The 25901-nt window shown below is 72.5% G+C and carries 23 protein-coding genes; 13 read left to right on the top strand and 10 right to left on the bottom strand.

Annotated features, from left to right (window positions below; translation table 11 throughout):
* Positions 1 to 115 precede the first annotated feature (115 nt).
* A complete protein-coding gene (locus tag ACZ6SA_RS19275; RefSeq protein WP_465829299.1) occupies positions 116 to 760 on the bottom strand; it encodes a TetR/AcrR family transcriptional regulator in 645 nt (214 codons plus the stop codon).
* Positions 761 to 837: 77 nt separating this feature from the next.
* Between ACZ6SA_RS19275 and ACZ6SA_RS19280 the strand changes: the two genes are divergently transcribed.
* Positions 838 to 1314 carry a Dabb family protein gene (locus tag ACZ6SA_RS19280; RefSeq protein WP_465829301.1) on the top strand — a complete coding sequence of 159 codons (477 nt, stop codon included), beginning with the start codon at positions 838 to 840 and terminating at the stop codon, positions 1312 to 1314.
* 45 nt (positions 1315 to 1359) lie between these two features.
* Here ACZ6SA_RS19280 and ACZ6SA_RS19285 read toward each other — a convergent pair whose 3' ends face one another.
* Positions 1360 to 4623: an ATP-binding protein gene (locus ACZ6SA_RS19285; protein ID WP_465829303.1), complete on the bottom strand. Its 3264-nt coding sequence runs from the start codon at positions 4621 to 4623 to the stop codon at positions 1360 to 1362.
* Positions 4624 to 4793: 170 nt separating this feature from the next.
* On the opposite strand from ACZ6SA_RS19285, the gene ACZ6SA_RS19290 reads away from it, so the two are divergent.
* Positions 4794 to 5270 (top strand): hypothetical protein, encoded by a 477-nt coding sequence (locus ACZ6SA_RS19290; protein WP_347647889.1) that lies wholly within the window; start codon positions 4794 to 4796, stop codon positions 5268 to 5270.
* A gap of 56 nt (positions 5271 to 5326) precedes the next feature.
* Here the strand turns inward: ACZ6SA_RS19290 and ACZ6SA_RS19295 are convergent, their stop codons facing one another.
* Positions 5327 to 5923, bottom strand: a complete 597-nt coding sequence (locus ACZ6SA_RS19295; RefSeq protein WP_443153579.1) for a GNAT family N-acetyltransferase — start codon at positions 5921 to 5923, stop codon at positions 5327 to 5329.
* 153 nt (positions 5924 to 6076) lie between these two features.
* Between ACZ6SA_RS19295 and ACZ6SA_RS19300 the strand changes: the two genes are divergently transcribed.
* Positions 6077 to 6880, top strand: a complete 804-nt coding sequence (locus ACZ6SA_RS19300) for an N-acetylmuramoyl-L-alanine amidase (protein WP_347647887.1) — start codon at positions 6077 to 6079, stop codon at positions 6878 to 6880.
* A gap of 238 nt (positions 6881 to 7118) precedes the next feature.
* Here ACZ6SA_RS19300 and ACZ6SA_RS19305 read toward each other — a convergent pair whose 3' ends face one another.
* Positions 7119 to 7304: a hypothetical protein gene (locus ACZ6SA_RS19305; protein ID WP_347647886.1), complete on the bottom strand. Its 186-nt coding sequence runs from the start codon at positions 7302 to 7304 to the stop codon at positions 7119 to 7121.
* Positions 7305 to 7632: 328 nt separating this feature from the next.
* Here ACZ6SA_RS19305 and ACZ6SA_RS19310 point away from each other — a divergent pair, with 328 nt between their 5' ends.
* A complete protein-coding gene (locus ACZ6SA_RS19310) occupies positions 7633 to 8472 on the top strand; it encodes an SAM-dependent methyltransferase (protein WP_465829307.1) in 840 nt (279 codons plus the stop codon).
* Between the two features lie 18 nt (positions 8473 to 8490).
* Here the strand turns inward: ACZ6SA_RS19310 and ACZ6SA_RS19315 are convergent, their stop codons facing one another.
* Positions 8491 to 10059: an MDR family MFS transporter gene (locus tag ACZ6SA_RS19315; protein ID WP_465829309.1), complete on the bottom strand. Its 1569-nt coding sequence runs from the start codon at positions 10057 to 10059 to the stop codon at positions 8491 to 8493.
* A gap of 93 nt (positions 10060 to 10152) precedes the next feature.
* On the opposite strand from ACZ6SA_RS19315, the gene ACZ6SA_RS19320 reads away from it, so the two are divergent.
* Together ACZ6SA_RS19320 and ACZ6SA_RS19325 are read left to right on the top strand one after the other, a co-directional pair.
* Entirely contained in the window at positions 10153 to 10731 is a 579-nt protein-coding gene (locus tag ACZ6SA_RS19320) for a TetR/AcrR family transcriptional regulator (RefSeq protein WP_347647883.1), read from the top strand.
* Between the two features lie 115 nt (positions 10732 to 10846).
* Entirely contained in the window at positions 10847 to 11563 is a 717-nt protein-coding gene (locus tag ACZ6SA_RS19325) for a hypothetical protein (protein ID WP_465829312.1), read from the top strand.
* 13 nt (positions 11564 to 11576) lie between these two features.
* On the opposite strand, the gene ACZ6SA_RS19330 is transcribed toward ACZ6SA_RS19325, so the two are convergent.
* A complete protein-coding gene (locus ACZ6SA_RS19330; protein WP_347647881.1) occupies positions 11577 to 12593 on the bottom strand; it encodes a LacI family DNA-binding transcriptional regulator in 1017 nt (338 codons plus the stop codon).
* Between the two features lie 90 nt (positions 12594 to 12683).
* Positions 12684 to 13718 carry a LacI family DNA-binding transcriptional regulator gene (locus ACZ6SA_RS19335; protein ID WP_465829314.1) on the bottom strand — a complete coding sequence of 345 codons (1035 nt, stop codon included), beginning with the start codon at positions 13716 to 13718 and terminating at the stop codon, positions 12684 to 12686.
* Between the two features lie 176 nt (positions 13719 to 13894).
* Between ACZ6SA_RS19335 and ACZ6SA_RS19340 the strand changes: the two genes are divergently transcribed.
* The gene (locus ACZ6SA_RS19340) at positions 13895 to 16255 is read left to right on the top strand and encodes a glycoside hydrolase family 2 protein (RefSeq protein ID WP_465829316.1); all 2361 of its coding nucleotides are present in this window, start codon (positions 13895 to 13897) and stop codon (positions 16253 to 16255) included.
* Here ACZ6SA_RS19340 and ACZ6SA_RS19345 read toward each other — a convergent pair.
* Both ACZ6SA_RS19345 and ACZ6SA_RS19350 read right to left on the bottom strand, forming a co-directional pair.
* Entirely contained in the window at positions 16244 to 17725 is a 1482-nt protein-coding gene (locus ACZ6SA_RS19345) for a long-chain-fatty-acid--CoA ligase (protein WP_347647878.1), read from the bottom strand. The genes ACZ6SA_RS19340 and ACZ6SA_RS19345 overlap by 12 nt on opposite strands.
* Positions 17712 to 19082 carry a PucR family transcriptional regulator gene (locus tag ACZ6SA_RS19350; protein WP_347647877.1) on the bottom strand — a complete coding sequence of 457 codons (1371 nt, stop codon included), beginning with the start codon at positions 19080 to 19082 and terminating at the stop codon, positions 17712 to 17714. Before ACZ6SA_RS19350 ends, ACZ6SA_RS19345 begins: the two co-directional genes overlap by 14 nt.
* A 178-nt stretch (positions 19083 to 19260) precedes the next feature.
* On the opposite strand from ACZ6SA_RS19350, the gene ACZ6SA_RS19355 reads away from it, so the two are divergent.
* From ACZ6SA_RS19355 to ACZ6SA_RS19375, 5 genes are read left to right on the top strand one after another with little or no spacing between them, the layout of a single operon-like run.
* Positions 19261 to 20019, top strand: coding sequence for an ABC transporter ATP-binding protein (locus ACZ6SA_RS19355; protein WP_465829319.1), 759 nt, complete (start codon positions 19261 to 19263; stop codon positions 20017 to 20019).
* Complete coding sequence (locus ACZ6SA_RS19360) at positions 20016 to 20732, top strand: ABC transporter ATP-binding protein (protein WP_465829321.1); 717 nt, start codon at positions 20016 to 20018, stop codon at positions 20730 to 20732. The genes ACZ6SA_RS19355 and ACZ6SA_RS19360 overlap by 4 nt, the downstream gene beginning before the upstream one ends.
* Positions 20733 to 20735: 3 nt before the next feature.
* Positions 20736 to 21617 (top strand): branched-chain amino acid ABC transporter permease, encoded by an 882-nt coding sequence (locus ACZ6SA_RS19365; RefSeq protein WP_347647874.1) that lies wholly within the window; start codon positions 20736 to 20738, stop codon positions 21615 to 21617.
* On the top strand, positions 21614 to 22642 hold the full coding sequence (locus ACZ6SA_RS19370) for a branched-chain amino acid ABC transporter permease (RefSeq protein WP_347647873.1): 1029 nt from the start codon (positions 21614 to 21616) through the stop codon (positions 22640 to 22642). The genes ACZ6SA_RS19365 and ACZ6SA_RS19370 overlap by 4 nt, the downstream gene beginning before the upstream one ends.
* A gap of 5 nt (positions 22643 to 22647) precedes the next feature.
* Entirely contained in the window at positions 22648 to 23919 is a 1272-nt protein-coding gene (locus ACZ6SA_RS19375) for an ABC transporter substrate-binding protein (RefSeq protein WP_443153565.1), read from the top strand.
* Between the two features lie 4 nt (positions 23920 to 23923).
* On the opposite strand, the gene ACZ6SA_RS19380 is transcribed toward ACZ6SA_RS19375, so the two are convergent.
* Positions 23924 to 24883, bottom strand: a complete 960-nt coding sequence (locus ACZ6SA_RS19380; RefSeq protein ID WP_465829325.1) for an NAD-dependent epimerase/dehydratase family protein — start codon at positions 24881 to 24883, stop codon at positions 23924 to 23926.
* Positions 24884 to 24973: 90 nt separating this feature from the next.
* On the opposite strand from ACZ6SA_RS19380, the gene ACZ6SA_RS19385 reads away from it, so the two are divergent.
* Positions 24974 to 25897, top strand: a complete 924-nt coding sequence (locus ACZ6SA_RS19385) for an AEC family transporter (RefSeq protein WP_465829327.1) — start codon at positions 24974 to 24976, stop codon at positions 25895 to 25897.
* Positions 25898 to 25901 lie beyond the last annotated feature (4 nt).

Below are 25901 nucleotides of genomic sequence, written 5' to 3' on the forward strand. Positions count from 1 at the left end.
TGGAGGGTGGGAGCGCTCCCAAACGGCGCGCGCCCTGATACTGCTTTCCCGTCCGCCACCTCGTCAACGCCCCGGCGACGCCCGGCGCCATCGCCCCCGGAAGGCCGTGAAACTTTCAGCCCTGGCTGATGCCCGCCGTCCGGGCGCCGGCGCCCTTGAGGACGAAGTCGGCCGTCTTCTCGAGGAACGCGTCGTCGAGTGGACGGCCGAGCATGAGCAGGCGGAAGTAGAGCGGTCCGGAGATCGCCTCCAGCAGGAAGTCGGGATCGGTGCCGGGCGGCAGCTCGCCGCGTTCGACGGCGCGTACGAGCATCGCACCCGACGCCCGGAAACGTGCCGGCCAGAAGGCGTCGAGGAGTTGGTACAGGTCGGAGTTCTCGGCGGTGCGCGGCCCGGTTTCGCGCAGGAGCGCGGCGATCCAGGGGGTCTGCAGCCCGAGCCGGATCTCCTTGAGCAGTTCGAGGAGGTCGCCGCGCAGGGTGCCGGTGTCGGCCGGGGGGAGGAGCTCGCCGCGGCGCTCGATGAGGGCGGTGGACACGAGGCCGACCTTGTTGCCCCAGCGGCGGTAGATCGTGGTCTTGTTGACGCCCGCGCGTTCGGCCACGGCGTCGATGCGTAGCGCGCCGTAGCCGACCTCGGCCAGTTCGGCCAGGGTGGCGTCGATGACCGCTTCGCCGACGCGTGCCGTGCGGCCTCCTGGCCGGACGGTCGCCGCGTCGGCGTGCAGGTGCTGGACGTCTTCGAGCGGATCTCCTGCCACGGGGACAGGTTAGGGCGCCGGCCGCCATAGGGACAAGTTAATGCACCAATGGGTTGCGCTAGCGAGGGTGACGATCTATGGTCTACAAACGCAACAGCAGGTTGCATCAAGGTTCGCGTGAGGAGAACGCCGTGATCTACCACCAGGTCCGTATGGCCATGAAGCCCGACGCCCCCGCCGATCAGGTGCGGCACGCGCTCGACCTGATGCGCGAGCTCGGCGAGAAGCTCGACGCCGTCGAGTTCCATCTGGTCGGGTGCGACTTCGGCGGTGAGTTCGACTACGGCGCCCTGTACGCGCTCAAGGACATCGACGCCTACCGCACCTACATGTACGACCCGCTGCACCGCCGGATCGACGCGCTCGGCCTGCCGCTGGTGGCCGACATGGTCTCCTCGGACCTCACCGACGACCCCGACCCCGACATCGGCGCCAAGATCGCCCAGGTGCACGCCGACCGCTTCAGCGATCACCCCGAGCTGCGCCACCTGGTCGAGAACCTCGGCTCCTACGAAGGCAGCGGAGTCGACGACGGAGGCCCCGAGCCCGCGTGAGCAGGCGGACGCCGGCCGTGCCCCCCGATCAGGAGTGACGTCCCGTCAGCGGCGCGTGGGGGCGAGGCGCCGGATCAGCTCCGTCGCGCGGTGGCGGTCGTAGGGCACGGCCAGGCGCTCGGCGGCCGCCCCTGCCTCGATCGCCGCCTTCCTGGCCGCGCGCTCCCTGCCGGCGGCGGCCAGCACGAGCGCTCGGGCCCAGCCGATCCTGGCCGCCGCGCCCGGCGTGCGTGACAGGTAACCGGCCAGGTGGGCGTGGAGCCGGTGCACGGCCGCACGATCCGGCCACGGCGCGAGCTCCCACAACACCTCGGCGAGCCCCGCCCAGCACTCGAACATGCCGGGCTGCGCGGCCGGCAACCCCTCCGCCAGCCGCAACGCCTCCGCCAGCGCGGCCCGTGCCACTGCCCGAGGGCTCTGCGGCTGCGCCACCGCGGGTCGCGGGGGTCCGTCCGCGGTCGGAGCGCGTCCCTCCGCCGCGGGAGCGCGGAGGGCGAGGCGGGCCGCGACGGTGAGCAGGCGCATCTCCTGGACCGCCTGCCTGACCGGCCCGTCACGGAGACCCAGCTCCCTCTCATGCGCACGGCGCCGGTCGGCGGACGCGCGGGCGCCCGCCAGCACCCCGCCGATCCGCTCCGCCGCCACCCCGTCCATCCGCAGCAGCGCCTCCGCCCGGCCCGTCAGGCACCAGTGGCGGCCGATGTCGTCACCGCCCACGCGCTTGACAGCCAGTTCCTCCGTCGTGGCGAACAACTCCGCCGCCTCCGCGAAGTCACCCCGCCACAGCGCGGTCTCCGCGAGCATGCCCGCGCAGTGCTCCGCGATCCTGGGATCGAGCGTCCTGGCCCGGCCCTCGGCGAACGACCTCCTCGCCGCCACGAACGCGCCCGCATGGAGCTGGTCGAGCCCTCTGGCCAGCCGGGCTCGGTTCGCGGCGTCCGTCGGGTGCCGGATGCCGGCGAGCGCGCGGTCGGCGAGCACACCGTAGCGGGCGGCCAGCCGGCCGCGTCCGGCGATCCGGACGATCGTGGTGAAGTTCGCGTACGCCTCGGCTCTCAGCGCGGGGTCGGTGGCACGTTCCGCGGCGTTGAGCTGGCGGAGCGAGGTGGCCAGCATGGTGGGGAGGTCCTGCTGGAAGTACGCGAGCCTGGCCAGCAACGTCAGCGCCTGCGCGGCTTCAGGACCGGCGGCGTCCGTCCGCTCCCACGGCAGCAGGCGGTGCGCGGCCTGCCGGACGGCGGCGGCCAGCGCGGCGGCCGCGAGACCGGTGGGCGAGGCGGGCAGCGGCTCGCCCAAGGTCTCCAGCGCCTCCCTGGCCAGGCGGGTGGCCTCGGCCTCCCTGGCGAGCTGGTGCGCGCTCACCGCCGCCATCCAGAGCCGGCGGGCACGCAGGTGCGGGGCCTCGCGCGTACGGGCGAGGTGGCGCAGGACGATGGCGCCCGACTCCTCGTACAGGCGTAATCGCAGGCAGAGCGTCCAATAGTGGTCCAGGAACCGGGGTTCGCCGGACGCGGCCCAGGCCAGCCGGATGTTGTCCAGCTCGGGGCCGAGCACGCGGGTGACCTCCGTGTCCGAGGCGTCCTGGAGCGCGGCGGCGTGCTGGTCGAGCAGGCGGGCGAAGTGGGCGGCGTGCCGCCTCCGTACGGTCCCGCACGTCTCGGGGTCCTCCTCCAGGTGGGAGGCGGCGAACTGCTGGATGAGGGGGTGGAGGGCGTACCTCCCCGAGGGGGTGAGGGTGATCATGCTGTGGTCCACGAGGTGGACCAGCACCTGCGAGGTGGTCACTGCGACCTCCAGCGCCGCGTCCAGCGTGCACCCGTCGCGGAACGTCGACAGCGCCGCCAGCGCCCGCTGCCCCGCCGCGTCCAGCAGGCGCCAGGACGTCTCGAAGACCGTGCGCATGCAGGCGTGCCGCGGGCGGGCGGCGGGCCCGGCGGCGGCCAGCAGGCCGGTGTCCACGCCCAGGCGCTGGGCCAGTTCCGCGATCGGCACGGCCCGCAGCAGGCCGGCGGCCAGTTCGATGGCCAGCGGCAGCCCGCCGGTGGTGGCGCAGATCGCGGCCACGAGGGGCGCCTCGCGATCGGGGTCGAACGCCGGCCGGGCCGCCGGCGCCCGCTCCGCGAACAGGGTTTCCGCAGCCGGTGGCGCCAGCCCTGCCACGGGTACGGCCACCTGGCCGGGCACGTCGAGCCGCCGCCGGCTCGTCGCCAGGACCCGCACCCGGGGCGCCACGCGCAGGACCTCGCCGATGACCGCGTCGAACGAGGGAAGGTGTTCGAGGTTGTCCAGCACGAGAAGGAAGGAGCGCCGGGCAAGGGCCGACAGCAGGAGCTCCAGGGCGGGACGCGGCGGCGAGAGGTCGACGCCCAAGCGGCGGGCCAGCAGGGTGACGGCCGCCTCCTCCCGCACGCCGGCGAAGGACACGAACGCCGTCTCCGACCCGGCGACCGGGGCGGCGTCCGAGGCGGCGGCGATGGCCAGCCGGGTCTTGCCCACGCCGCCCGGCCCGAGCAGGGTGACCAGGCGCTCGCGGGCCAGCAGCCGCCGCAACCGCCGCACGTCGGCGTCCCGGCCGATCAGCTCCGTGCCGGGTACGGGCGGCGCCGCGCGGCGGGGCTGCCGGGGCCGCGGCACGAGCTCCCGCCGGACGGCCAGGGTCTCGGGGGCGGGTTCGACGCCCAGCTCGGTGGCCAGCCGCCGGCGCAGCTGCTCGTAGCAGGCCAGCGCGCCGGCCCGGTTGCCCGCCCTGGCCAGCGACGTGATGAGCAGCCTGTGCGCCTCCTCGTCGTACGGATCCAGCGCGGCCACCACCCGCGCCAGCCGGAGCACCTCCGCGGAACCCGCGGGCGCGGAACGTACGAGCAGGTCCCGCAGCAGCGTGCGCACCCGTACCCGCTCCGACTCCAGCCATCCGGAGAAGGCGGGCGCGTCGCAGAAGGAGACGCCGTCGAGGAACTCGCCGCGCCACAACCGCAGCGCCTCGGCCACCGCCTGCGCCTGGACGAGCCGGCGGTGGTCCACGAAGCAGCCGTCGTTCTCGCGCAGGCACACGTGGTCCCGGGTGATGTCGAGCCAGCGGCCCACCTCCCTGCGCAGCTCGGTGAGCGCGAGGCGCAGGCTGCCCCTGGCGTTGGCGTCGGGGCGCTCGCCCCACAGCAGCCCGGCCAGCTCGGCCCGCGAGCGCGGCCCGGGCGTGGCGGCGAGGTAGCAGAGCAGGGCTCTGGACTTGGCGGAGCGGATGCCCACGGGCTCCCCTCCGATGGCCATTTCAGGCGTGCCGAGCAGCAGGAGCGTCAGCGAGTCCCTCATAGCGGGCAGGCTAGGCGCGATCCGTTCCCCTGACTGTGCCAAACGCTACGGATGGCGTGTGCTCTGCACTACTGACCTGGGCGCTCACGATGCGCTCACGCCGCCTTCCGCACTCTGACGGCGCGTTCCGCGAAGGTCGCGAGACGTCAGCACATCGAGGAGAAGGCAGCATGCGCTCTCACAAACTGATCGCCGCGTTCGCCCTGGCCCTGGGCATGGCGGCACCCGCGGTGCTGGTGGCGAGCCCGGCCACCGCCATGGCCACGTCGTGCCTGGTGGAGCTCTACGACATCGACGCCAGCAACGTGGCGGAACAGGACGGGCGGGACGAGCTCCGCTTCCTGGTGCAGGGCAACCTGTTCCCCAACAACGGCGCCCACAACATGAGAAGCGGGGACGACGCGAACCCGAGCGACTTCGGCTACCCGACCGGGGCCATCAACAACGGCGTGAACGTGGCCTTCAACCTGCGCGAGGTCACGCGGCCGGCCCTCGGGCAGGGCGACAGTCTCGGTTCGGCGGTCGCCGAGGCCGCCACCTGCACCGGGCTCAGCGTCGGCCAGACCCACATCGACACGGACATCATCTCCGGGACGGACGAGACGGCGTACTCGTACACCGTCAAGCTCAAGCTGACCGGGCTGTAGCCGTACCTGACGCGGGCCCCGCCGTATCACGGCGGGGCCCCGCGCCGCGCGCCGGGTCAGGGCGCGGCGGGCCGCCACATCGGCCAGAACACCGTGCCGTCGGGCAGCGCGAACGTGCCGCGTCCCTGATAGCCGTTCCTGGCGTACAGGTCGCGGTTGCGCGGGTCGTTGGCCTCCAGGTACGCGGGCGCGCCGTCCAGCCGGGCGTGCTGGTACCGGAGCAGCGCGGTGCCGAGCCCCTGCCCCTGGCAGTCGGGGTGGACCGCGAGGAAGGCCAGGTAGTCGCAGGGCTCCGCCGGACGGTGCTCTTCGAACAGCCCGTCGAGCACCCGGAACCGGTCGGCCCACTCGCCGGTCGCCTCGGCCAGGCGGCGGTCGTACGCTGACGGCGGGGACGGCGGCGAGACGTGCGGGAACCAGACCGCCGCCGCGGGGCCGTCGTCGATGAGGTGCACCTCGCCGTGCTCGATCGCGTGGTCGACGAGGATGCGGTGGTGGGCGGCGATGACCTTGTGCCGCTCGCGGCGTTCCGGCACCAGATATCTCACGACCCTGAGCTCGGCGAACGCGGTAGCGATGAGCTCCGCGACCTGCCCGGCGTCGTCGGCGCCCGCGTGGCGGACGGCCGGTCTCATCGTGAACGTCTTTCCCACGGCCCAGGCTCCTCTCGTCGCGTGCGGTGTCCTGGGCGGCCCCGCGCCCCTCCTGAGGGTAGACCTCCGTTCGCCCGTGTGGGAAGACGACACGAAATCCCAGGTCATAGCCGGTATTGGGCTTGATGTCCGACGCCGGGTACGGTCGGTCCCATGGGCGCCTTCCTCACGGGATCCGCGGTGCTGGCCACGCTGGCCGCGCTGTCGGTCGCGTGCGCGGGGGCCGTGCCCGCCGTACGCGAGGCGAAGGCGCCGGCAGCGTCGGCGGCGGCAGATCCGTCGCCCACCGGTCGCGGAGGGCCGCTGGCGGGGAAGGTCGTGGTGATCGACCCCGGCCACAACGGCGGCAACGCCGCGCACCGCGAGGAGATCGACCGCCTGGTCGACGTCATCACCGGTCGCAAACCCTGCAACACGATCGGCACCCAGACCCGGGCCGGCTACCCCGAGCACGCCTTCACCTGGGACGTCGCCGGCCGGCTCAAGCCCCTGCTGGAGGAGATGGGGGCCAAGGTCGTGCTCACCAGGCCCGACGACAAGGGCGTCGGCCCCTGCATCACCGAACGGGCCGCCATCGGCAACGAGGCCGGGGCGGACGCGGTCGTGTCCATCCACGGTGACGGCGCCGCCGCGAGCGGGCACGGCTTCCATGTGATCATGCCGGGGCTGATCGCCGGGCACAACGACGCCATCATCAGGCCGTCGCGGCGGCTGGGGCTGGCGATCCGCAAGGCGTACCGGGTGGGGACGCGCATGCCGTACGCCACCTATGCCGGGCGCGACGGCCTGCAGACCCGTACCGACCTGGGCGGGCTCAACCTGTCGAAGCGGCCGGCGGTGTTCGTCGAGTGCGGCAACATGCGCAACAGCCGCGACGCCGCCAGGATGTCGAAGCCCGCCTTCCGGGAGCGCATCGCCACCTCGCTGGCGGCCGGGCTCAGGCAGTATCTGCGCTAGCGGGGCCCAGCGGGATCCATACGAGGTGCGGTCGAGGTCGGGGAGACGTTCGGCGTCGGATCACCAGCCGCAGCGGTTCGGGACGCAGGATGGCGCCAAGGAGCCGCCAGGCCGGCAGTGCGGGAGGCGGCCGACAGGCTCGTCGAGTCAGGCGAGGAGCGCGGGCTCCAGGTGGCCGTCCACCGGGACGGCGTGCGGATCGTGGACGTGGTCGCGGGCGTGGCCGACCTCCGGGAGGTCAGCCGTCACGGCAGAGCGGCTTGCCGCCGACGACGCAGGCGATGTCGTCGAGCTGGCAGCTGAGCAGGGTGCCGTCCATGCCCTGTACGACCACCAGGTCGCGCCGTGACCGGTGAGCCAGCATGACCCTGCCGACGACGCCGTTGTCCAAGATCACGGTCGGGCGGCCTGCCGCGTTCTCCATACCCTTGTGACTCCTCTCAGGTGCGGAACAGGCCTCACGCCGGATCCGTCACCACCAGCATGCACAGGCTTGTGCCGTAAGCGCATCGGTCATGCGGTTGTATTTCCGGATCCACCAGGGAAGGGCGGTGCCTCAGCGGCTCACGAAGAAGCCTCGCGGATGCGGTCGGAACAGGCCGGGAGCCGGCGCCGCGGGACCTGAAAGGGCTGCGGGCGAGAACCTGTTCTGCCCGCACGTTCCTGCCGGTCCGGTGCGATGCCCTCTGCTGGGACGGTGTGCCCGCGTAGTATGACGACCAAGTCCTACGAGGCAGGGAGGAAGGCCCCTAGTGACCGAGCTAGAACGTGTTCCGCCCGGGGTTGACCCGAATGTTCCGAGTTCTGCGCGGGTGTACGACTATCTGCTCGGTGGCAAGGACCACCTCGCCATCGACCGGGCCGTGGCGGAGAAGCTCCTCGCGGTCGCGCCCGACTCCCGTCTCGTGGCCAGGGCCAACCGCCGCTTCCAGGTGGCGGCGGTGCGCCACCTGGCAAGGCAGGGCATCCGGCAGTTCATCGACCTCGGCACCGGCATCCCCACCTCGCCCAGCATCCACGAGGCCGTCCGCGAGGTGCACCCCGCCTGCCGGGTGATCTACGTCGACTACGACCCCGTGGTGCGGATGCACGCCCAGGTGCTGCTCGCCGACTCGCCCGGCGTCGAGGGCATCCAGGCCGACCTGCGCCGCCCAGAAGAGGTCCTGGCCGACCCCTACGTCATCGGGCTGATCGACTTCGACCAGCCGGTGTGCGTGCTGATGGTCGGCGTGCTGCACTTCGTCATGGACGAGGAAGACCCGGCCGGCATCGTGGCCGCCTTCAGGAAACGCATGGCGCCGGGCAGCCATCTCGTGCTCTCCCACGCCATGGCGGAGAGCGACCCCGAGGCGATCGCCCAGCTCACGATGGCCACGGCCGGCTCGCCCGCGCAGGCCAGGTTCCGCGCCCACCACGAGGTGCTCACGTTGTTCGACGGGTTCGACCTGGTCGGGCCCGGCCTCGTGCCGGTGCAGGACTGGCACATCGACGCCGACGACGCCGCGATCCCGCTGCTCGACCGCACGCCGCAACTACGCATCGACGGCGGGGTCGGCCGGCTCAGCGCGGCCCCGCCCCCGCACGGTCCGTGACGTCGAGGCGGGCCGCCGCTACCGGGCGACGGGCTCCTTCGGCTGCTCGGGGGCGGGCAGGTCGAGGCTGTCGCGGAGCTTGACCGGCTTGAGGAAGAGGGCGGCGATCACGCCGACCACGGCGATGGCCGCCGAGAACAGGAAGATGTGGCCGGTGGCGTCGCCGTAGGCGGTGCTCACGATGGTTCTGAACGGCTCGGGCAGCGCCTGGATGTCGAGCGTGCCGGTCCCGCCGGCCGCCTTGGCCGGGTCGATGCCCGCCTTGACCAGCCCTTCGTTGATGCCGACCATGACCCGGTTGGCCAGGACGGCGCCGAGCACGGACACGCCGATGGTGCCGCCGAGCGAGCGGAAGAACGTGATCGCGCCGCTGGCCGCCCCCAGCTCGCTGAGGGGGACGGTGTTCTGGATCGCCAGCACGAGGTTCTGCATCGACATGCCGACCCCGGCGCCGACCAGCACCATCGCGGCGGCGATGAGGAGCAGAGGGGTCTGGTGGTCGATCGTGGACAGCACGAGGAATCCGCCGGTGAGCACGATCGAGCCGACCACGATGTACGGCTTGACGTTGCCGCTCCTCGACACCATGCGCCCGCTGATCGTCGAGGAGACCAGCACGCCGAGCATCATCGGGATGGTGAGCAGGCCCGCCTCGGTCGGGCTGTATCCGCGGCCGGTCTGGAAATACTGGCCGAGGAAGACCGAGCCGCCGAACATGGCCATGCCGACCGCGAGGCTGGCGACGATGGCCAGCGCGGGGGTGCGCCGGCGTACGACGTGCAGGGGCACGACCGGCTCCTTGACGACCGACTCGACCCAGGTGGCGGCGACCAGCAGGAGCGCGCCGCCGCCGGCCATCGCGGCGGTCTGCCAGGAGAGCCACGCGAACGAGTTGTCCACGAAGGTGACCCAGATGAGCAGGACGCTGACGCCGGCGGCGATCAGGGTGGCGCCCACGTAGTCGATCTTGACGTCGGGGCGGCGTACGGAGACCACGTGCAGCGTCTTGTGCAGCATGAAGAAGGCGATCACGGTGAACGGCACCGCGATGAAGAAGCACCACCGCCAGCCCAGCCAGGAGGTGTCGGCGATCAGGCCGCCGAGCAGCGGCCCGGCCACGGTGGCGACGGCCATGACGCCGCCGAGGTAGCCGTTGTACTTGCCGCGGTCCTTCGGGCTGATCATCGCCGCGATCACGACCTGCACCAGCACCTGGAGGGCGCCCATGCCGAGGCCCTGGAGCGCGCGGAAGGCGATCAGCTGCGCGGTGTCCTGGGCGAATCCGCAGGCCAGCGAGCTGACCATGAAGATCACGATGGAGGCCTGGAGCAGCAGCTTCTTGCTGAACAGGTCGGCGAGCTTGCCCCAGATAGGCGTGGACGCCGTGGAGGCGAGCAGCGACGCGGTCACGACCCACGTGTACTGCGACTGGGTGCCCTTGAGCGCGCCGACGATCTGCGGCAGCGCCACTGACACGATCGTTGCGCTGATCATGGCGACGAACAGCACGAGCAGCAGCCCGCTGAGGGCCTCCATGATCTGCCGGTGCGTCATCGGTTCCGATGCCGGAGCCGTGGGTGCGCTCACGCGCGACCTCCCCTAAGGTCTCGGGTAAATAGATGCCGAGTGAGCAACTTTTCTCATTGAGCATATATTCCCCGACGGTAGAGTGAGCGCATCATGGAGACCACGGTGGGGCTGCGCGAGCGCAAGAAGGCCGCGACGCGGCAGGCCGTGCACGAGGCCGCGCTGCGGCTCGTGGTCGAGCACGGGCTCGACCACGTCACCGTCGAGTCGATCGCCGACGCGGCCAACATCTCGCGCCGCACCTTCTCCAACTACTTCGCGGGCAAGGAAGACGCGGTGCTCTACGGGGAGGAGCAGCGTTTCCGCACCCTCGTACGGAAGGTCCGCGCCCAGCCGCCCGCCCTCAGGGCCTGGCCGGCGCTGCGCGGCGCGACCGAGGAGCTCTACCAGGAGATGGGCGAGCCCGAGCGGGAGTGGGCGCAGCGCACCCGGCTGGCCCGGCAACACCCGTCGCTGCTGGCCCGCCAGCTCGCCAACCACGCCGCACTCGAACGCGACCTGTCGGAGGCGCTCGCCGAACGGGCGAGCGGCATACCGCCCCGCGTGATGGCGGCGGCCTTCCTGGTGGGGCTGCGCATCGCCGCGAACGTCTGGAGCGACGAGCAGGAGTCCCGCATGCTCATCGACGTGATGAACGAAACCCTCGACCAGATCGCCCGGCCCTTCACCTGATCGCCGGGGAGCGCACCGTGTCGCGTCGCCGGCCGAAAGACTAGTGCGGGCTCCACCACCGGGTCTCGCCCGCGCGCCCGTGTGCACGGGCCGCGCCGCCGATTCACTGGTCGGCATGACGATCACACGGATGATTCCCGGCCGCTGGGTGGAGGGCACGGGCGCGGTGCTCGGGCCGCCGCTGCTCATCGCGGGGGTGCTCACCCGGATCGGCGAGGACGACTTCTTCCCCGGCCAGCTCGCCGCCTACGCCGCCGATCCGGGGCGGATGGCCGTGTCCTACGCCCTGTTCACCGCCGGCGTGGTGCTGCTGTGGCCGGCGGCCACCGCGCTGGCCCGGCGGATCGCCGCCACGCACCCGGGCTGGGCCCGGTGGGGGGCCACGCTGGTGGTTCTCGGGCTGTTCGGGCGGGTCTTCCACGCCGGGGTGAGCCACCTGGCCTTCCAGATGGTGGACGAGCTCGGGCTGGAGGCGGCGCAGCGGGCGGTCGCGGACACGTACGGCGCGTTCCACGTCTTTAAGGCGGTCAGCGTCTGCATCGTGGCCGGCTGGATCGTGCTCGCCATCGGCGCCTACCGGGCCAGGGCGTTCGGCTCCGGCGCGTACGGCGTGGTCAGGTGCGTCGCGCTGGCGCTCGGGCACGCGCTGCCGCTGGGCGTGCTGAAGGGCGCCGCTGATCCGATCTCGCTGGCCGCCCTGGCCGGGCTCGCCGTCGCCCTGGTGCCTTTCGGCGTCGGCGTGCTGAAGGACGGGCCCGCGCCCCGATGGCAGGCCGTCGCCCTCACCGTCGTGCTGGTGCCGGTCGCGTACGTCCTCGGGATGTACGGCTGAGCGCCCGCCAGGGTCAGCGCGGGGCAGGGCCGGTGCTGGCGCGCGTCACGAGCTCGGCCGCCGGGGCCGGCACGTGACGCGGCTCGCCGCCGTCGAGCAGCTCGAACAGCAGGCGTACGGCCTGCGCGCCGAGCGCGTCCACGTCGCGGCTCAGCACGGTCAGCGCCGGGCGTACGGCCTGGCAGAGCGGGAAGTCGTCGCCCGCCACGAGGGACAGCTCGCCCGGCACGGCCAGGCCCATCTCGCCGGCCACGCTCAGCCCGGCGACCGCCATCACGTCGTTGTCGTAGACGATGGCCGTCGGCCGCGGCGTCGAGCTGAGCACGCGCCTGGTCACCTGCGCGCCCGCCTCGCCGGTGCGGTCGGTGGGGATGAGGGTGCAGGCCATGCCCGCCCGCTCGCAGGCGGCGGCGAAGAGCCCGGCCCGGCGCGCGGCCGGCAGCAGGCCGGCGGGCCCGCACACCCGCGCCACCCGACGGTGGCCGAGCGCGGCGAGATGGCCGGCGACCAGGCCGGCGCCGACGGCCGGATCGGACCAGAGGTGCGTCAGCCCGTGGGGCCCGCTCGGCTCGCCGAGGATCACGGCGGGCAGGCCCATGGACGCCAGGGCGCGCGGGCGCGGGTCGTCGAGCGCGAGGTCGGAGACGATGACGCCGTCGACGCGGCGCTCACCGTGCCAGCGGCGGTAGACGTCCAGCCCGTCGTCGTGGCCGGTGACGAACTGCAGCACGAGCCCGAACCCGCGGCCCGCCAGCTCGGCCTGGATGCCGCTGATGAGGCGGCGGTGGAAGGTCTCGACGGACAGGCCTGGCGACGGGCGCGACACCGCCAGCCCGATGGCGTGCGCCGCCGCGCCGTGCAGGGCCTGCGCGGGGACGCTGGGGAGGAAGCCGAGCTCGGCGGCGATGCGCAGGATGCGCTCGCGCACGGCGTCGGACACCCCGGGACGGCCGTTGATGGCGTAGGAGACCGCCACGCGGGAGACTCCGGCGCGGCGGGCGATGTCGCTCATGGTCGCCTGCCGCCCCATCGCACCTCCACCCGCCGGCCTACGGACATGCTAAGGGTGGCCCGCCGCCGGCGGGACGGTGGCGCGGTGCCGCCCAGGAAGGCCCCGCGGTCAGCGGGACGGCGGCGCGGTGCTGCCCCGGGGCGTGAGGTGGGCCGGCTCGTCGTGCACGTCACCGGGCCTGTCATCGGGCCCGTTGCCGGACCCGCTGTCCATGGCTGCCAGCAGCAGCCGGGCCGCGTGCACGCCGTAGGCGCCGATGTCGCGGGTGAGCGCGGTCAGCGGCGGGTGCAGCAGGTGGCAGATGGGAGAGTCGTCCCAGGCCACGATGGACAGGTCGGCGGGCACCGACAGGTTCAGCTCCTGGGCGACGGTCAGGCCCGCGATGGCCATGATGTCGTTGTCGTAGATCAGCGCGGTGGGCCGGTCGTCCGCGCAGAGGAGCCGCCTGGTGGCCTCGGCGCCGTGCTCGGCGCTGTAGTCGGTCGGCACGGTCACCGCGCTCACCCCGAGCCGCGCGCAGACGCCGGTGAACACCTCGGTGCGGATCGCGGTGTGCGCCAGCTCGGAGATGCCGCTGATCCGCGCGATCCTGCGGTGGCCGAGCGCCGCCAGGTATTCCACCGCCTCCACCATGGACACCCCGTCGTCGGACCAGATGCTGGCAAGCCCGCCCGCGGCCGTCGGCGGGCCGATGACCACGGCGGGCAGGCCCAGCTCGCGCAGCGCGCTCACCCGCGCGTCGTGCACCCGCAGGTCGCAGACGAGCACGCCGCCGACCCGGCTCTCGCTCCACCAGCGGCGGTAGAAGCCGATCTCCTCGTCCTGGTGCGCCACCATCTGCAGCAGCAGCGCGTAGGAGCGGGTGGACAGCTCCGCCTCCAGGCCGCTGATCAGCTCCATGAAGAACGGCTCGACCCCGAGCGTGGCCGGTGGGCGCGGCAGGGCCAGGCCCACGACCTTCGCGGGGGCGCCGGCGAGGGCGCGGGCGGCGCTGTTGGCGCGGAACCCGAGCCGGTCGGCGATGGCCAGGATGCGCTGCCGGGTCTGCGGCGAGACGCCCGGCTGCCCGTTCAGCGCGTAGGAGACGGCCCCCTTGGACACGCCCGCCTCCTTGGCGATGTCCGCGATGGTCGGTCGCTTCACGGCTGGCCTCCCGGGTGACTTTCACGGTTCACCGATCGTACGGGCCGGGCGGGCTGCTGTCGCGGGTGTCGAGCCGGCAGCGGCCCTCGTGCTGCTGATGGACGTTGACGGTCATCGGGGGCCCACGTAGAGTCTGGCTCGCTTACTCGGTTTAGCTTCCAGCGTCAGGAGACCACGTGTACCGTCCGCTGCACGACGGCTGGACCCTCCGCCCTGACGGCGACACCCCGGTGGGCCCTGCGGTCATACCGGCCGCCGTTCCGGGCAGCGTGCACACCGACCTGCTCGCCGCCGGCCTGATCGACGACCCCTACCTCGACGACAACGAGACGCGGCTGGGCTGGATCGGGCGTACGGACTGGGTCTACGAGACGTCCTTCGAGTGGAGTGACGACGGTCACGAGCGGGCCGACCTGGTGTGCGAGGGGCTCGACACGATCGCCACCGTACGCCTCAACGGCCACGAGGTCGGCGCCACCGCCAACATGCACCGGTCCTACCGGTTCGCCGCGCGCGACCTGCTGCGCGAGGGCGCCAACACGCTCCAGGTGTCCTTCCGCGCCCCCTACGCCTACGCCGAGGAGCAGCGCGCGCGGCACGGCGAGCGCCCCGGGGCCTACGACGAGCCGTACGCGTTCATCAGGAAGATGGCCTGCAACTTCGGCTGGGACTGGGGGCCCACGCTGGTGACCAGCGGCATCTGGCGGCCCATCGGCCTGCACTCCTGGTCCGGCGCGCGCCTGGCCGAGGTCCGCCCGCTCGTCCGCGGCGACGGCGTGGACGTGCACGTACGCGTCGACCGCACCGGCGACGCGCCGGTCACCGTCACCGCCGACGTGGCGGGCGTGCGCGCCGAGGCCGAACTGGCCCACGGCGAGAGCGAGGCCGTGCTCCGCCTCGACGTGCCGGGGGCCGAGCGGTGGTGGCCGCGCGGCCACGGCGCCCAGCCCCTCTATCCGCTCACCGTGCGCGCCGGCTCCGACCGGTGGCGGCGCGAGATCGGGTTCCGCACGGTCGAGCTCGACACGGACGCCTTCCGCCTGATCGTCAACGGCCGGCCGGTGTTCGTGCGCGGCTTCAACTGGATCCCCGACGACTGCTTCCCCGCCAGGACGACCAGGGAGAGCCTGGAGGAGCGCTTCGACCAGGCCGCCGCCACCGGCGCCAACGCGCTGCGGGTGTGGGGCGGCGGCGTCTACGAGTCGGAGGACTTCTACACCCTGGCCGACCGCATGGGCCTGCTCGTCTGGCAGGACTTCACCTTCGCCTGCTCGGCCTACCCCGAGGAGGAGCCGTTCCGCTCGGAGGTGGAGGCCGAGGCGCGGGAGAACGTCGCCAGGCTGGCCGCCCATCCCAGCCTGATGTTGTGGTGCGGCAACAACGAGAACATCGAGGGTCACCAGCACTGGGACTGGCGCGAGCGGCTGGCCGGCCGGAGCTGGGGCGCCGGGTTCTACTACGACCTGCTGCCCGGCGTCGTGGCCGAGCTCGACCCGACGCGACCCTACTGGCCGGGCAGCCCCTACTCGGGTGCGCCCGACCGCGACGTGCGCGACCCCTCGACCGGCACCGTGCACATCTGGACTGTGTGGGGGCAGGGCCGCGACTACACGCACTACGCCGACTACGAGCCGCGGTTCGTGGCCGAGTTCGGCTACCAGGGCCCGCCCGCCTACGCCACGCTGCGGGCCGCCGTCTCCGACGAGCCGCTCGCTCCCGGCTCGGCCGGCGTCACGCACCACCAGAAGGCGGTCGACGGCAACGCCAAGCTGCTGTCCGGGCTCGGCGACCACCTGCCGCGGCCCGCCACGTTCGACGACTGGCACTACTACACGCAGCTCAACCAGGCCCGCGCGATGGCGTTCGGGATCGAGCGGTTCCGCTCGCTCATGCCCCACTGCATGGGCACGGTGGTGTGGCAGCTCAACGACTGCTGGCCGGTGACGTCCTGGGCCGCCGTCGACGGCGCGGGCCGCAGGAAACCCCTCTGGTACGCCCTGCGCCGCGCCTACGCCGACCGGCTCATCACCCGGCAGGACGGCGAGATCGTGCTGGTCAACGACACCGACGAGGAGTGGGCGGGCACGCTGGAGCTGGCCCCGCGCGACCTGGGAGGAAGGGCGCTCGCGGCGCACGGACAGCCTGTCACCGTGCCCGCCCGTGCCACGCTGCGCGTCACCCCACCGGATGACCCGGCGGCCGGGCTGCTCACCGTGGAGCTCGGCGGCGAGCGCGCCCTGTTCGTGTTCGCCGAGGACCCGGCCGCCGGCTATCCGCCGGCCGAGTTCACCGCCGCGGTCGAGCCGGAGCCGGGCGGCGTCGCGGTCACCGTCACCGCCGCGACCATCCTGCGCGAGCTGGCGCTCTTCCCCGACCGGCTCGACCCGGCGGCGGCCGTGGACGACCAGCTGGTCACGCTCCTGCCGGGAGAGAGCGTCACTTTCCACGTCACCACCGGACGCGACCTGGACCCGGCGGCGCTGACCTCCTATCCGGTGCTGCGCTGCGTCAACGAGCCGCGGCCGTCACCCGCCTAGCGGGGTGCGGGCGAGCGCCCGCTTGAGGATCTTGCCCGTGGGGCTCATCGGCAGCTCGTCCACGAACGACAACCGCCGCGGGTATTTGTAGGCGGCCACGCGTTCCTTGACGAAGTCGCGCAGGTCCTCGCGGGTCACCGGGGCGCGCAGGGTGACCGCCGCCTCGATCTCCTCGCCGAGCTCCGGGTGCGGCACGCCGTACACGGCCGCCTGGCGCACGGCCGGGTGCTCGTACAGGACCTCTTCGACCTCGCGCGGGTAGACCGTGTAGCCGCCCCGGATGATCACGTCGCGGCGGCGGTCGACCAGGAAGAAGTAGCCGTCCTCGTCGACCCGGCCGAGGTCGCCGGTGTGGAACCAGCCGTCGCGGATGGCCTCGGCCGTGCCGGCGGGGTCGTTCCAGTAGCCCTTCATCACGTTGGGGCCGCGGACGACGACCTCGCCGATCTCGCCGGGCGGGGCCTCGGCGCCGTCCTCGCCGACGATCTTCATCTCGACGTCCCTGATGGGCCAGCCGATCGAGCCGGGCCGGCGGTGGGGTCCGCCGCGGTTGGTCGCGGCCACCGGGGAGGTCTCGCTGAGGCCGTACCCCTCGATGATCTCGCAGCCGAACCGCGCCTCGTAGGCCCGCAGCACGTCCAGCGGCAGCGCCGCCCCGCCGGACGCGCAGACCCGCAACATCGACAGGTCGGAGGCGCCGGGGTGGTCGAGCAGCGCGATGAACATGGTCGGCACGCCCTGGAAGACCGTCACGCCGTCCCGCCTGATGACCTCGAGCGCGCGGCCGGCCTCGAAGCGCCGCAGCAGCGTCAGCCGCGCGCCCGCCTGCACGGTCGCGTTGAGCGAGCAGGTCTGGCCGAACGTGTGGTAGAGCGGCAGCGCCCCCAGCACCACGTCGTCCACGCCGAGCGCGTGCATGCGGGCCACGGTCGCGGCGTTGCCGGCCAGGTTCGCGTGGGAGAGCTCGATGCCTTTCGGGCGCCCGGTGGTGCCGGAGGTGTAGTGGATGACCGCGGTGTCGTCGTCGCGCGTGCCGGCGACGTCGCGGTCGGGCGCCACCTGGCGCAGCAGCCTGCGGAACTCCTCGGGGACGACGAAGAAGCAGTCGGCCTTCGTGCCCGCCGACCCCGCCTCCGCCGTCTCCGCGAACGCGTGCCAGGCGATCAGCAGTCGCGCCCCGCAGTCACCCAGGTAGGCCGCGATCTCCCGCCGCTTCAGCAGCGGATCGAGCGGCACCACCACGGCCCCGATCCGCAGCACCCCGTAATAGACCACGCCGAACTCGGGCACGTTCGGCAACATGATCGCGACCCGGTCGCCGGGGCCGATGCCGCGGCAGCGCAACAGCCCCGCGAGCCGGGCGCTCAGCTCCGACAGAGCTCCGTACGTGAGCTCCGCCTCGTCCAGCGTGAGAACCGCTCTGCCGCCGAGCCGCTCGGCGGTGGTGAGGAGCCGGTCAGCGAGGTTCATGGAAAGACCGTACGTCCGCTCTCCCACGCCCCTCATTGGTCGCGGTGGCCAGTCTTTCCCGGCCGGAATTGGTCGGCAAAGCGTCCTGGAGAGCGATCGCGACGAGCAGGTCGACGAGATCGTTGATGGAGCGCAGGCTCCGGCCCGTGCGCTCCTGGATCCGGCGCATGCGGTACTGGGCGGTGTTGGGATGGATCTGCAACCGTTCTGCCGCGGCCCGCAGGTTGAGGTCGGCGGCGGCGAACGCCCTGATCGTGGCCGTGAGCACGCCGCCACGCGCGCGGTCCTCCGACAGCAGCGCCGAGATGCGCGGATCGACCAGGTGACGGGCGGTGTCGTCGGCCTTCAGCGCCAGATACTGGAACGGCGTGATCCGCGGCAGCGCGGCGACGCCGCCCTCCTCGGGCACGAAGTCCAGCACCGCCCTGGCCTCCTGGTAGGCCTGCGGGATCTGCGCCGGGCCCGCCGCCACGGTGCTGATGCCCATGGCCAGCCTGATGCCCTCGCCCGCCAGGCTCTCCAGCACCTCCTGCAGCCGGTCGCAGAGCCCTCCCGGGTCGGCGCCGGGGCCGAGCACGGGGATCGCCACGATCTCCGACTGGCGCACGACCGACAGCGTACGGGTGCCGTTGCCGCCGGTCCTGGCGATCGCGGCACAGGCCGCGTGGCGGGCGTCGGCGCCCCGGTCAGGGCCCGTCGTCACCGCCGAAGGCGAGCCGACCAGCACCGCGGTCACGACGAGCAGCGGCGTGCGGGACGCCAGGCCGTGCGCCTGCGCCGCGGCCAGTTCCCTGCCGCGCGTCGGCACGCCGCCCACCAGCAGCGTCTCCAGCAGGTCACGGCTCTCGCGGACCGCCTCGGCGGCGGCGTACTGCTGGAACTCCATGTACGCGTTGGCCGCGTGCGTGCTGGCGAAGTCGCAGTAGCGCATCAGGGGGGACGCCAGCGACAGCGCCGCCTCGCGGCCGGCCGGCGTGCGTCCGGCCCGGTCGACCACCGACTGCCAGAACACCTGCTGCCCGACCCTGAACGCGTTGATGTAGTCGGCCAGCGCCACCCCCGCCCTGGCCCGGCGCATCGCCGCCCGCCGGGTGAAGGCGATGTCCTCGAACGTGACCGTGCGCTCCTCCAGCAGCACGGCCAGCTTGGCGCGGTAGTGCTTGACCACCTGGTCGCGCACGTCCGCGTGGAAGTCGGGGCCCTGCGCCGCGTAGGCGGGGATCTCCTCCCGCATGGTGGCGAGCGCGGCGGCGGCCAGGGACGGGAGGTCGTCGAGGAGTTCGGAGAGGATGCGCGCGCGTTGCGCGCGGACCGCCTCCGCACCAGTGAGCGTTTCCGTGCTGGAACCACTGGACATGCCGGGATGATCCATGGCCATGGGCGGGCGGTCAACGGGTCGTGACCGGTATGAGACCCACGCTGTGCTCAGAGGACAACTCGCCTGAGACATCTTGGGTCACCGTGCCCAATGCGGCGCTTCGCGGCCGGATCCTACGCTGAGCCCAACTTCAGAACATTGTTCTCCAGGAGGCCGGATGCTGGAGGTACACGATCTTACCGTTCGCTTCGGGGGCATCACGGCGCTGGACGGCGTCGGCTTCGACGTGAGGCGCGGCGAGATGGTGGGGCTCATCGGGCCGAACGGCGCCGGCAAGACCACCCTGTTCAACTGCCTGACCCGGCGGTACGAGCCCGGGTCGGGGACGATCGTGTACGAGGGCGGCGACCTGACGGCCGTGGCCCCGCACGCCATCGCCGGGCTCGGCATCGCCAGGACGTTCCAGAACCTCGGCCTGTTCCCGCGCCTGTCCGTACGCGACAACGTGCTCGTCGGCGCGCACCACCGGGGCCGGGCCGGCTTCCTGTCGGCCGGGTTGCGCCTGCCGGGCGTGCGCCGCGAGGAGCGCGCGTTGGGCGCCGACGCGGACGGGGTGCTGGAGCGGCTCGGCCTGACCGGGGTGGCCGGGCATCCGGCGACCGGGCTGCCGTTCGGCACGCTCAAGCGGGTCGAGCTGGCCCGCGCGCTCGTCGGCCGGCCCCGGCTGCTGCTGCTCGACGAGCCGGTGAACGGCCTCAACGCGGCCGAGGTCGAGGAGTTCGCGACCACGCTGAACGCGCTGCGCTCCGAACACGACCTGACCGTCATCGTCGTCGAGCACCACATGGGGTTCGTGATGGGGATCTGCGAGCGCATCGTCTGCCTGGACTTCGGCCGCAAGATCGCCGAGGGCCCGCCCGCCGAGGTGCAGCGCGATCCCGGCGTCATCGAGGCCTACCTGGGGACGGCGCCATGACGGATCTGGTGGTGGAGGAGCTGACGGCCGGATACGGCGACGCCCGCGTGCTGCACGGCGTGAGCCTGACCGTCGGCCAAGGGGAGATCTGCGCGATACTCGGGCCCAACGGGGCGGGCAAGACCACGCTGCTCAGGGCGCTGTCCGGCATGATCAGGGCGCGCGGCACCGCCACCCTGGGCGGCGCCGACCTGACCGGCCGCTCGCCCGACACGCTCGCCCGGCAGGGCATCGCCCACGTTCCCGAGGGGCGTGGCACGTTCGTGCCGCTCACCGTCGAGGAGAACCTGCGGCTCGGGGCCTACGTCCGCAGGCGCGGGGCCGGCGTGGAGGCCGACCTCGACCGCATCCACGGCTATTTCCCGGTGCTGAAGACGCGGCTCAAGCAGACCGCGGGCAGCCTCAGCGGGGGCGAGCAGCAGATGCTGGCCATCGGCCGGGCCCTGATGTCGCGCCCTCGGCTGCTGCTGCTCGACGAGCCGTCGCTCGGCCTGGCTCCGCTGGTCACCCGGGAGCTGTTCCGCATCGTCCAGGCCATCAACGCAGAGGAGCGAACCACCGTGGTCGTCGTCGAGCAGAACGCCCATCTCGCCCTCGGCATCGCCCAGCAGGCGCACGTCCTGGAGACCGGGCGGATCGTCCTGTCGGGCACGGCCGAGGAGATCAGGGCCGACGAGCAGGTCGCCCGGTCCTACCTCGGATACCGGGTGTAGCCGATGGCCGGATTTCTGCAGCAGGTCGTCCAGGGGCTCGGCGCGGGCGCCATCTACGCCAGCCTGGCCCTGGCCCTCGTGCTGATCTACCAGTTCACCGGCATCGTGAACTTCGCCCAGGGCGAGCTGGCCATGTTCTCCACCTACGTCGCCTGGCAGCTCACGGCCGCCGGGCTGCCGTTCTGGCTGGCGCTGGTGGTCACCCTGGCGGTGTCGTTCGCCGGCGGGATGCTCATCGAACGGGTGATCATCCGGCCCGTCGAGGGCGCGCCCGAGCTGACCCTGGTGATCGTCACCGTGGGGCTGTTCATCTTCGTCAACGCCGCCGCCGGGTGGATCTGGACGTTCCTCATCAAGGACTTCCCGAACCCGTTCCCCGCCGGCGCGCTGGAGGCGGGCGGGATCAGCGTGAGCTTCTCCACGCTCGGCGTGCTGGCCGTCGTGGGCGCCGTCATGGGGCTGCTGTACCTGCTCTTCCGGCACACCAAGATCGGGCTGGGGATGCGGGCGGTGGCCACCAACCCCGAGTCCGCCCGGCTGGTCGGCATCCGGGTGGGCTGGACGCTCGCGCTCGGGTGGGGGCTCGCCTCGACCGTGGGCGCGGTGTCGGGGGTGCTCGTGGCGCCGCTGCTGTTCCTCGAGCCCAACATGATGGGCGGCGTCCTCATCTACGCGTTCGCGGCGGCGACGCTCGGCGGCTTCGACAGCCCGCTGGGCGCGGTCGCCGGCGGCCTGATCGTCGGCGTCGCGGAGACGCTCGCCGGGGCGTACGTCGGGTTCATCGGATCCGACCTCAAGGTGGGCGTGCCGCTGGTGATCATCCTCGGTGTCCTGCTGCTGCGGCCCCAGGGCCTGTTCGGGCGAGCGGTGGTGGAGCGGGCATGAGCGAGGCCACGAACGCCGCCCGGGCGCGGACCGCCACGCCGCCCCCGCCCCCCGCGCCGCGGCCCGCTGAATGGTGGCGGTCGGCGCGCTGGCGCTGGGGCGCGGCCGCGCTGCTCGCCGCGGCCGCCTGCTACGCGCCGTTCCAGCTGGTGCCGTTCCACGTCTTCCAGCTCACGATGGTGCTGATCTACGCGGTCGCGCTGCTCGGGCTCAACCTGCTGGTCGGGCACGCCGGGCAGATCTCGCTCGGCCACGGCGCGTTCTTCGCCATCGGCGCCTACACGGCCGCCATCCTGCTCGAACACTGGGCTGTGCCGTACCCGCTGACCCTGCCCGTCGCGGCCGGGGCGGCGTTCCTGCTCGGCCTGGCGTTCGGGGTGCCGGCCATGCGGCTGCGCGGCCTCTACCTGGCGCTCGTGACGCTCGCCATCGCGATCTTCCTCGTCCCGCTGCTCAAGAGGTTCGAGGAGCTGACCGGCGGCTCGATGGGGCTGACGCTGGCCAAGCCCGCGCCGCCCGCGTGGAGCGGCCTGGCCGAGGACCAGTGGCTGTACTTCCTCACCCTGGCCGTCGCCGTCGCCGCGTTCCTGCTCTGCGCCGGCCTGCTGCGCTCGCGCGTCGGCCGGGCGCTGCACGCCATCAGGGACAACGAGGGCGCGGCCGAGGTCATGGGCGTGCGGCTGTCGGTCCACAAGACGCTCGCCTTCGCCTGGAGCGCCATGTTCGCCGGGACGGCCGGCTGCGTCTACACGTGGGTGATCGGGTTCGTCTCGCCCGACTCGTTCACCGTCAACCTGTCGATCACGCTGCTGGCCGGCCTGGTCGTCGGCGGGCTCGGCTCGCTGTCGGGGCCCGTGCTCGGGGGCTTGTTCGTGATGTTCGTGCCCAGCCTCGCGCAGGACATCAACGACGCCGCGCCCGGCGTCATCTTCGGCCTGCTGATCATCGCGGTGATGTACGTGGCCCCGACGGGGCTGGCCGGGCTGGCCGGGCGCTTGATCAGGAAGATTCCCCGGAAGGAGTAAGAGGGATGCGAGTATCTGCGATCGGCTGTACGGCGCTGCTCGTGCTCGCCGTCGCCGCATGCGGGGGACGGGACCAGGGCGCCGCCACCGGCACGGCCACGTCGGGCGGCCAGTGCCAGGGGCAGCAGACGACCGGCATCACCGACACGAGCATCAAGCTGGGCGGCATCTACCCGCTGTCCGGCCCCGCCTCCGCCTACGGGGACATCCCCAAGGGCATCAAGGCGTACTTCGACTACGTCAACGCGGAGAAGAACGGCATCGGCGGGCGCAAGGTCGAGTTCGTCGTCCGCGACGACGGCTACCAGCCGCCGAAGGCCGTCGAGGAGGCGCGCAGGCTGGTCGAGCAGGAGCAGGTGTTCGCCCTGTTCCAGACGCTCGGCACGCCGTCGACCACGGCGACCTGGGACTACACCAACCAGCGCAAGGTGCCGCAGATCTTCGTCGCCACGGGCGCGTCGAAGTGGGGCGCCGACACCCAGCACCCGTGGACCATCGGCTGGCAGCCCAACTACATCTCCGAGGCCCGCGTCTACGCCCAGTACCTCAAGCAGGAGAGACCGGACGCCAAGGTCGCCGTCCTCTACCAGAACGACGACTTCGGCGAGGACCTGCTCGGCGGCTTCAAACGGGCCATCGAGGGCACCGAGGTCAAGGTCGTGGCCGAGCAGAGCTACGAGGTGAGCGACCCGAGCGTCGACCCGCAGATGCGCAACCTCGCCCAGTCGAAGGCCGACGTGTTCCTCAACGTCACCACGCCCAAGTTCGGCTCGCAGGCGCTGGCCGCCGACGCCAAGAACACCAAGTGGAACCCGCTGCACATCGTCAACAACGTCGCCGCCTCGATCACCGTGCTCAAGCCCGTCGGCTTCGAGAACGTCCAGGGCGTCGTGTCCAGCACGTACTACAAGGACCCGAACGACCCGACGTGGCAGGACGACGCGGAGATGAAGCTCTACAAGCAGAAGATGGAGCAGTACGCGCCGGGCGCCGACCCCAACGTGCCGTACCACACCTTCGGCTGGGCCGTGGCCAGCAGTTTCCACAAGGCCATGGAGGCGGCCGCCTGCCCGACCCGCGAGGGGCTGCGTGACTCGGTGCGCAACATGAAGGGGATCGCGGTCGACATGCTGCTGCCCGGCGTGACGATGGACACCGCGCAGGGCGACGGGTTCCCGATCGAGTCGATGCAGCTCATGGAGTTCAAGGGCGAGCGGTGGGAGCTGTTCGGCGAGGTGATCGACACGCGCAAGGAGTTCGGGCCCCTGACCAACTGACCTGTCAGGTCGCGGCGACGATCGTGCCCGTCGCGACCAGCCGGTCGACCGCCTCGGAGATGGCCTCGAGCGCGGTGTGGCGGGGCCGGTGGCCCAGCAGCCGCGCGGCCTTCTCCATGCTGCAGTGCGGGCTGTGCGCGATGTGGTCGTACGTCACCCGGGCGTCGTCCTCCGTCACCGTGTCGCGCCACTGCTCCCACGGCAGGTAGGCCAGCCGCGCCTCCCGCCCGAACCAGCCCGCCACCGCCTCGGCGTAGCCGCGCAACGTCACGGCGGTGGTGGCCACGGAGTGGAAGCTCTCGCCCCTGGCGGCGGCCGGGCTCGCCATGGCGTCCATGAAAAGTTTTGCCACGTCGTCGGCGTGCACGTGCTGGACGGTCTCCATGCCCAGGTTGGGCAGCGCCAGCTCGCCGCCGTCGGCCAGCGTCTGGAAGACGGCCGGGTTGACGTTGCCGGCCGGGTTGACCGGCACCCATCCCGGCCCGGTGATGTGGCCGGGATGGATGACCGTGGCGGGGAAACCGTGGCGGTGCGCCCGGTCGAGCAGGTAGGCCTCGATGGCGGCCTTCTGCCGGCCGTACTCGGCGATCGGCCGGCGCGGCCGGTCCTCGGTCGTCGGCACCCGCGTGCTGGGGCCGTGCACCCAGATCGTCCCGCAGTGCAGGAACTGCCGCACCCGCCCGTCCAGCGCCTGCGCGAGGTGCCTGGCGCTCGCCTCCGTGAAGCAGATCAGGTCGATGACGACCTCGCCGCCGAGCTCCGCGACGCGCCGCCCGAACGAGCCGTCGGCCTCCTCCGCCGTCCGGTCGGCGGTGACCTGCTCGACCCGCCGCCAGGCGGGGTGCGGCGTGTAGGGCTGCCGCTCGCCCCGGCTCACGGCGGCCACGTCGTGGCCCGCGTCGACGAGCCTGGGAATGAGATAGGTGCCGATGTGCCCGCTGCCGCCGATCACCACTACGCGCATGCGCACAGCGTAGACCTCCGTGGCGGGCCGGTCACCGTCGCCTTGGGCGGCCCAGATACGCTCCTGATGTCCAGTTTCGGAGGTTAGGGCTTGTCGGGGGTTGTCGCGGCGTTCGTCGCTCTGGTGTCCGTTGCCGTGCTCGGTTACCTCGTCGGCTGGAGCGGGCTCCTGCGGGCCAGCGACGAACTGGTCCTGTCGCGGCTGGCGTTCTTCGTGGCCACGCCCGCGCTGATGTTCGCCACCGTGTCGCGGGCGGACCTGGGCTCGCTGTTCTCGCCGGTGTTGCTGACCCAGATCGTCGCCGTGGCGTGCGTGCAGCTCGCGTACGTGCTGGTGGCGCGGGCGGTCTGGCGCAGGGACCGGCGCGAGGCGACGATCGGCGCGCTCGCCGCCTCCTACGTCAACGCGGGAAACCTGGGCATCCCCATCTCGATCTACGTGCTCGGCGACGGCGCGCTCGTCGCGCCCATCCTGCTCTTCCAGCTTGTCGTGCTCACCCCGGTCTCCTTCCTCGTCCTCGACAAGGGGGCCAGGTCGGTCCGGGCGGTGCTGCTGCTCCCGCTGCGCAACCCCCTCACCGTCGCCTCGCTGCTCGGGCTGGCGTTCGCGCTGACCGGGACCTCGCTGCCGGTCACGTTCATGCGCCCGATCGACCTGCTCGGCGGCGCCGCCGTGCCCGTCGCGCTGCTGGCCTACGGCCTCAGCCTGTACGGCTCCCGGCGCGCGCCGGCGACCCCCGAGGACGGCGGCGTCGGGAAGGAGGTCTTCCTGGTGATCGCGCTCAAATCGTTCGCGCAGCCGGGCATCGCCTACCTGACCGCCCGCCTCGCCCTCGGGCTGGAGGGCGGCGACCTGCTGGCGGCCACCCTGTTCGCCGCGCTGCCCACGGCGCAGAACATCTACGTGTACGCGGTCACGTACGACACCGGGCGGCGGCTCGCGCGCAGCGCCGTGCTGCTGACCACGGGGCTGGCCATCCCGATCATGACAGCGATCGGCGCGGCCCTGGGCTGACTCC

It is taken from the genome of Nonomuraea sp. NPDC049378 (assembly GCF_055586745.1).

Excerpts from the sequence above, each read along its gene's own strand:
- ACZ6SA_RS19280 (WP_465829301.1), top strand. The coding sequence starts at position 838 with ATGGTCTACAAACGCAACAGCAGGTTGCATCAAGGTTCGCGTGAGGAG.
- ACZ6SA_RS19285 (WP_465829303.1), bottom strand. The coding sequence starts at position 4,623 with ATGAGGGACTCGCTGACGCTCCTGCTGCTCGGCACGCCTGAAATGGCC.
- ACZ6SA_RS19290 (WP_347647889.1), top strand. The coding sequence starts at position 4,794 with ATGCGCTCTCACAAACTGATCGCCGCGTTCGCCCTGGCCCTGGGCATG.
- ACZ6SA_RS19300 (WP_347647887.1), top strand. The coding sequence starts at position 6,077 with ATGGGCGCCTTCCTCACGGGATCCGCGGTGCTGGCCACGCTGGCCGCG.
- ACZ6SA_RS19305 (WP_347647886.1), bottom strand. The coding sequence starts at position 7,304 with ATGGAGAACGCGGCAGGCCGCCCGACCGTGATCTTGGACAACGGCGTC.
- ACZ6SA_RS19320 (WP_347647883.1), top strand. The coding sequence starts at position 10,153 with ATGGAGACCACGGTGGGGCTGCGCGAGCGCAAGAAGGCCGCGACGCGG.
- ACZ6SA_RS19325 (WP_465829312.1), top strand. The coding sequence starts at position 10,847 with ATGACGATCACACGGATGATTCCCGGCCGCTGGGTGGAGGGCACGGGC.
- ACZ6SA_RS19330 (WP_347647881.1), bottom strand. The coding sequence starts at position 12,593 with ATGGGGCGGCAGGCGACCATGAGCGACATCGCCCGCCGCGCCGGAGTC.
- ACZ6SA_RS19345 (WP_347647878.1), bottom strand. The coding sequence starts at position 17,725 with ATGAACCTCGCTGACCGGCTCCTCACCACCGCCGAGCGGCTCGGCGGC.
- ACZ6SA_RS19350 (WP_347647877.1), bottom strand. The coding sequence starts at position 19,082 with ATGTCCAGTGGTTCCAGCACGGAAACGCTCACTGGTGCGGAGGCGGTC.
- ACZ6SA_RS19355 (WP_465829319.1), top strand. The coding sequence starts at position 19,261 with ATGCTGGAGGTACACGATCTTACCGTTCGCTTCGGGGGCATCACGGCG.
- ACZ6SA_RS19360 (WP_465829321.1), top strand. The coding sequence starts at position 20,016 with ATGACGGATCTGGTGGTGGAGGAGCTGACGGCCGGATACGGCGACGCC.
- ACZ6SA_RS19365 (WP_347647874.1), top strand. The coding sequence starts at position 20,736 with ATGGCCGGATTTCTGCAGCAGGTCGTCCAGGGGCTCGGCGCGGGCGCC.
- ACZ6SA_RS19370 (WP_347647873.1), top strand. The coding sequence starts at position 21,614 with ATGAGCGAGGCCACGAACGCCGCCCGGGCGCGGACCGCCACGCCGCCC.
- ACZ6SA_RS19375 (WP_443153565.1), top strand. The coding sequence starts at position 22,648 with ATGCGAGTATCTGCGATCGGCTGTACGGCGCTGCTCGTGCTCGCCGTC.
- ACZ6SA_RS19380 (WP_465829325.1), bottom strand. The coding sequence starts at position 24,883 with ATGCGCGTAGTGGTGATCGGCGGCAGCGGGCACATCGGCACCTATCTC.